The sequence below is a fragment of the Arthrobacter sp. efr-133-TYG-120 genome (assembly GCF_030209785.1).
In the GTDB taxonomy this organism is placed as follows: Bacteria; Actinomycetota; Actinomycetes; order Actinomycetales; family Micrococcaceae; genus Arthrobacter.
The window spans coordinates 1-5,799 of sequence record NZ_JARVRI010000041.1; the positions used below are offsets into that span (position 1 = coordinate 1).

General features: G+C 58.4%; 4 protein-coding genes. All 4 read right to left on the reverse strand.

Translation table 11 applies throughout. The annotated features are described in order from the left end of the window. Positions 1–495 precede the first annotated feature (495 nt). The 4 genes from QRN51_RS21320 to QRN51_RS21335 are packed head-to-tail and all read right to left on the reverse strand — an operon-like array spanning position 496 to position 5,710. The gene (locus QRN51_RS21320; protein ID WP_284991806.1) at positions 496–2,118 is read right to left on the reverse strand and encodes an ABC transporter substrate-binding protein; all 1,623 of its coding nucleotides are present in this window, start codon (positions 2,116–2,118) and stop codon (positions 496–498) included. Between the two features lie 33 nt (positions 2,119–2,151). Then, positions 2,152–3,795: a dipeptide ABC transporter ATP-binding protein gene (locus QRN51_RS21325; protein ID WP_284991807.1), complete on the reverse strand. Its 1,644-nt coding sequence runs from the start codon at positions 3,793–3,795 to the stop codon at positions 2,152–2,154. Beyond that, positions 3,792–4,694 (reverse strand): ABC transporter permease, encoded by a 903-nt coding sequence (locus QRN51_RS21330; protein ID WP_284991808.1) that lies wholly within the window; start codon positions 4,692–4,694, stop codon positions 3,792–3,794. Before QRN51_RS21330 ends, QRN51_RS21325 begins: the two co-directional genes overlap by 4 nt. Beyond that, positions 4,691–5,710, reverse strand: coding sequence for an ABC transporter permease (locus tag QRN51_RS21335; RefSeq protein WP_284991809.1), 1,020 nt, complete (start codon positions 5,708–5,710; stop codon positions 4,691–4,693). The genes QRN51_RS21330 and QRN51_RS21335 overlap by 4 nt, the downstream gene beginning before the upstream one ends. Between the last annotated feature and the right edge of the window lie 89 nt (positions 5,711–5,799).

Sequence of the window (5,799 nt, forward strand, 5' to 3'; positions counted from 1 at the left end):
CCCGTGAAAGAACCGAAGCCATGTCGAGTGACCAGAATGCCCCGACGCCCTTCGTCCGTCACATCTCTACGCTAAGTGGGGCTTGAACACGCGGCGCGAAGTCGCTGACCGTTACAAAAAGCTGGCCAAGGGGCTGCGAAACATGTAACTGCTGGCTCGATGCTTCACAGAGCTGTCATCGCCTTCACCGAAGGCAGGGCTCCACCGCGGATTCTCCTATAGCACCACAGACGACTCGTGCCGCATGGAAACTTCAGTTTCCGGTCGCCACGAGTCGTCTGTGTCAATTGTTGCAGGTATCCCTCCATTTTTGATTTAGTCGGTCATCCGAACTGGTTAGGCTAAGAGGGCATGACCAAAGTGCAGACAATGGTTTGAATGCGATCGCCTATCCGGTCTGACCCGCCTTTCTTGGGACATCGAGCCGACCGTCCAGATGACGAAGGCCGACCGTTTCGCGCAGTTTCGTCTCGGCGCCTCCGCGCTTGCACGGCCCTATTTCGCGAGCGAAGTGTCGTAGAAATCCAAGTACCCTTGGAAGTCCATACCCAGGTGCCGCACTTTCTGCCCGGAGGCAACTAGCTGACCTGCCTCGCAAATCGGGATGACGAAACCCTTCTCGATGAGTGCGTCTTGAACGTCGCCGAACAGAACGGCTCGTGCGCTCGGGTCGGTTTTCTGGGCTGTTGCATCGAACAACGCCTGCACTCCTGAAGATTTGAGAGTCTCTGCGTCGAGGATGCGAGTTGCCGTCGAACGGATGATGTCAGGGTCGACATCGGTCAGCGATGTGACGTAGAAGTCGTAGTCATGTGTGCTGATCGTCTGTAGTAGCCCGGCCTGCGGAAGGTCGTGCAGGTTGATGACGATACCGAGGTCCTTCATCTGCTGCTGAAACAGCTGAAGCAGCTGCGAAGATGCCGCAAGGTAGGTTGATGTGAAGTTAACGTCGAACTCAGCACGCACTCCGTCTTTGACCCGAACCCCATCCGGTCCTGCGGTCCATCCGGCATCATTGAGTGCGCTCTCCGCTCCCTTTGGGTTGAATTCAAGTAGCTTGCTTTCGTCCTTGTATTGCGGCAGGTTCGCAGTGAGGACACTTGTGGCTGCCGTGTATCGTTCGCCGAGGACGGCTCTGACAGCGCTTGAGCGGTCGAACCCTGTCCGGAGTGCTTCCAGTATCGCGCTGTCTTTTAGGCCCGGGCGTGAGGAGTTGGCGAGTAGCGACATCGGCATTCCTGGTTGGGTGCCAAAACTTACCGTGCCGCTCTTCTCCAGCATTGGTATGTCCTCCTTTGCGACATCGATCATGACGTCAGCTTGACCGGACTGCAGGCTGCCACTGCGAGCGTTCGACACGTTGATGATCTTGAAGTTAATCGCGTCCAAGTGGGCAGCACCTTGGTGGTCTGCAGTTGCGGGCCCCCACTGGTACCCCTGGCGCTTCACGATTTTGGCACTCTGGCCCTGAGTGTATTCGTCGAGAGTAAAAGGTCCGCTCCCGATGTAGTCGCCGGCACAGCGCTCATCCGGGCTCTTCTTTGCGGACGAGACGGACAGAATTCCCAGTGTGTTCGTAGTCGCTCCTGCGAGGAAATAAGGTGCCGGGGCGCCAAAGACCACCCGCGCCGTCTGTGCATCCACGACCTCGGTCTTTACGTATTTTCGAAGGTAACCGGCGCCGCGAAATGAAGATGTCAGGAGGTTTTTGGTGATGTAGTCGAACGTACTCTTTACTGCCTCAGCATCAACAGGCGTTCCGTCGCTAAACGTGGATCCGGTTTTTAGGTGGAAAGTGAACTCGGTAGAATCCGGGTTTGCTTCCCACTTTTCGGCCAGCCAGGGCTTGATCTCCCCAGTCTTCGGATCCATCGATACCAATGAATCGGCAAGAGGACGTGCAATGGCGCGCTCGTTGCCTGAGAAAGCGACCGCAGGATCAATGCATGACGCCTGAGCCGCCAGGAGGACCCGCAGTGTTCCACCCTCAGCGGCCGGGGCATCAGGGTTCGTGGCGCCTCCTCCGGTATTGCATGCAGTCAGCGCCATCAACGACAGCGTCAGTGCTGTAGCGGTTCCGGCTATGCGCCCGCGGCGGGAAAATATGAATCGGTTCATAACTAGCCTTTCTATTGAATTGAAAGCAGGAAATCAGTTGCGGTGCGCGGTCAGAGTGCGGCCTGGAATCGCCGAAAGCAAGGCGCGAGTGTAGGGGTTTTGGGGATTGTCGAAGACTGCCTGTGTCGGCCCTTGTTCGACGACACACCCATTTCGCATTACCACGACGCGATGGGCGATTTGGCGGATAACCGCCAGGTCGTGGGAAATGAAAAGGAAAGAGACACCGCGTTCCTGCTGGATCTGAGCGAGCAATTCCAGAATCTGTGCCTGGACAGAGACGTCCAGGGCCGAGACTGCTTCATCCAGCACGACCAAGCGAGGAGACAGCGCCAGAGCACGCGCAATCGCGACCCGCTGACGTTGCCCCCCCGACAGGGTTGCTGGGCTGCGCTCCAGATAACTTTCGTCAAGTGAAACAAGCTTGAGGAGCTCCGCAGCGGCTTCCTTGTGCTCGGCGCGACGTCCAATCCGGTGGATGAGGAGCGGCTCCGCGATGGCCTGCCCTACCGTCAAGTGTGGGCTGAGGCTGCCGAAAGGGTTTTGGTACACCATCTGCATCGCGCGTCGAAGAGCGCGGAGGGCGCGGCCTTGCGTGTGCTCGATCGCTGTTCCGTCGAATTGAATGCTGCCTTTGTCTGCCTGTTCGAGCCGGAGCAGAATCCGGGCGGCGGTGGATTTGCCAGACCCTGATTCTCCGACGATACCGACGGTTTCTCCTGCGAAAACGTCGAACGATACGTCGTTAACCGCATTCACTTCCATGCCGCCCCTAGTACGGAAGGTTTTCCGCAAATCGGTCACTCTTAACAGCGGCTTTCGCTCGCTCAGTTCTGGCCAACCCTTGAGCGGAGCGTAAAGTACAGCGCTGGACAGTCCAGGAGCTGCGGCTAGTAGGCGGCGTGTATATGGATCGCGTGGTGATCCGAGTACTTGATCGGTAGGGCCGTCCTCGACGACAACGCCCTTATTCATCACGACGAGGCGGTGGGCGCGGTCTGCCGCGACCCCTAGATCGTGGGTGATCAGGAGCATCGAGGCTCCGATGCTTGCCGTTCTGTCGCTGACGTAGTCAAGAATGTGCTTCTGGACGGTTACATCGAGTGCGCTGGTTGGTTCGTCTGCAATTACTAGCTCGGGTGTGCAAGCAAGGGCTATGGCAATGAGCACCCGCTGCCGCATGCCTCCTGAGAGCTGGTGAGGGAATTGCTGGGCCACGCGCGGCGCGTTGGGTAGTCCTGCCTCACCAAGCATCTGAATGACCTGCTCGGTGGGGTCTTCGCTTAGATGACCGTGTACGGCGAGGGCTTCCGCCACCTGGCGACCGATCTTGATCAGAGGATTGAGCGAGGCCATTGGATCCTGCGGAATGAGGGAGATCCGAGCACCACGGATAGCACGCATTTGCTTATCCGAGCGTGAGCCGATGTCGGTGCCCTTCAGAAGGATTCTGCCGCTATCTATGGACCCTCGTCCCGGGAGAAGCCGGACAACCGACTGCGCCGTCGTGCTCTTCCCGGATCCAGATTCCCCGACAATTGCGATAGTCTCGCCGACCCCGACGGTGAGTGAAACGCCGTGTAGAACTTCCGTTTTTGCCCGACCGGTGTCATAGGACACTCGGAGGTCCTCTATTGACAACAGGGGTTCTGTGACTGGGACGTCAGTGATGCTCATCGTATGCCTCGGTTCTTCTGGAGCTCGCGGGCGATGCGGTTGACGGCCACCGCGAAAACAGCAATCGTTAGCCCAGGCAGAGTGGCGATCCACCAGCCGGTTGTCAGGTAGGGTTCGCCGGCTGAAACCACAGAGCCCCACTCCGGCGTTGGTGGTGGAGCGCCGAAACCCAGAAAGCTAAGGGCTGCAATGGCCAAAATTGCTTGGACAAAATCGAGCACAGCGAGAACCAGAACGGACCCCATTGAACTCGGAAGAACGTGTCGGAAGACGATGTACGCGGCCGGGGCACCCATGGAGCGTTCCGCATCCACGAAGGTCAGTTGACGAATCCTCAGTACTTCGGATCGCATGACGCGCGCAACCGAACCAACCATGGCGATACCGACACCGATGGCGAGTGGCATCGCGCCGAAGCCTACGGCTGTGACAACGGTCATGGCCAAGACCAGCATCGGGATGGCGAGGACGACATCCACCACGCGCATTAGGAATCCATCGACTACCGGTCCGAGGAATCCGGCGAGTAGACCGATAAGTCCGCCGAAGACAAGGCCGATTGCTACAGCGATGAGCGGCGCAATGAGCGAAACAGCGGTGCCTTCAACAACCCGCGAGAATACGTCCCGGCCGAGTTCATCCGTCCCGAAGAAATGTGCCGTGCTCGGCGGCAGCAGTATTTTACTGACGTCAGCGCGGATCGGATCGTAAGGGGAGAAAACGTCTGGCACGAATGCCCACAGCAGCACCACACCAATGATCAGGCCTGAAAGAATCAGTGTAGGTTTCCTCAAGAGGTGCACGAATGCCGTACTCCAGGCACGGGCCTTCTTGTCGCCTGTGGGCTGCATATTCGGCAACAGGACAGCATGGCCGTTCTTAACCCCGGCAGCATTCATGCGCTCACCCTTTCTTCGATTGCTGACTGCTCTGAGGGGCCATTGGCTGCAGAGATTCGTGCTGTCTGCGAACGCAGCCTGGGATCGATCAGGGGATAGAGAAGATCCACAACGAGCGTCGTGATTACGTACACACCGGCCACTAACATCACTGCTCCGAGAACCATTGGGATGTCTTTCGATTGCACCGAGTGCTGGAGCGCCATACCGAGTCCGTTGCGGGAGAAGATTGTTTCCGAGACGGTCGAAGCAGCGAACAGGGATCCGATGACCAGGCCCATCACTGTCACCGTGGGCAAGAGGGCGTTGCGAGCGGTATGCGAGAGGAAGACCCGCAATCTAGACAGACCCTTGGCCCTCGCTACCGGAACGAATGGCTCGTTGGAAGCCGTTCGCAGGGACTTGGCGAAGACCTGCGCGATGGTGGCCGCCGCAGGGATGGCCATGGTCAATCCGGGAAGGACGACCGAGGCGAGCCCTTGGTCCCCTGATGCGGGGAACCAGCCCAGCGTGAACGAGAATACTTGCATCAGCACCAAACCGACCCAGAAGGTCGGCGTGGCGACGCCGATCGGCGGTAGCGCGTCCAGCGTCGAGCTCAGCAGCCGTGACTGCGTGTAGGCAGCTAGCCCGCCAATCAACAGGCCTAGCACCACAGCGACAATCAAAGCAAAGGCTGCCAATTGTGCCGTGCTGGCGAAGTTCGCAGCAAGAAGGGGTAATACCGGCTGCTTGAATACGAATGACGTGCCCCAATCCAGAGTAACCGCGCCCCACAGCATGCTGGAATACTGGACAATTACTGGCTGATCGAGTCCGTACTGGGCTCTAATGGCAGCCAGTTGCTCGTCGGTTGCCTCAAGCCCCCCGGCGCCGCCGGCAATGACTTGTGCCGGGTCCCCTGGCACGATGAAGAGGATGATGAATACCGCAGTAAAGACTGCCCACAGCACAAGCACGGCAAACATCACCCGCCGCGTGACATATGATCGGGCAATCCGGGCTATAACGTTCACCTAAGGTTCCATTCCGGGCCGGCATTTATGAGTGCCGGAGAGGGCAGCACGTCGTACCCTCCGGGATTTTTGTTGCACTTCGACGTCTG

What these genes read in the sequence shown, in the direction of transcription:
- QRN51_RS21325 (WP_284991807.1), bottom strand. Translation starts at nt 3,795, where the DNA reads ATGAGCATCACTGACGTCCCAGTCACAGAACCCCTGTTGTCAATAGAG.
- QRN51_RS21330 (WP_284991808.1), bottom strand. Translation starts at nt 4,694, where the DNA reads ATGAATGCTGCCGGGGTTAAGAACGGCCATGCTGTCCTGTTGCCGAAT.
- QRN51_RS21320 (WP_284991806.1), bottom strand. Translation starts at nt 2,118, where the DNA reads ATGAACCGATTCATATTTTCCCGCCGCGGGCGCATAGCCGGAACCGCT.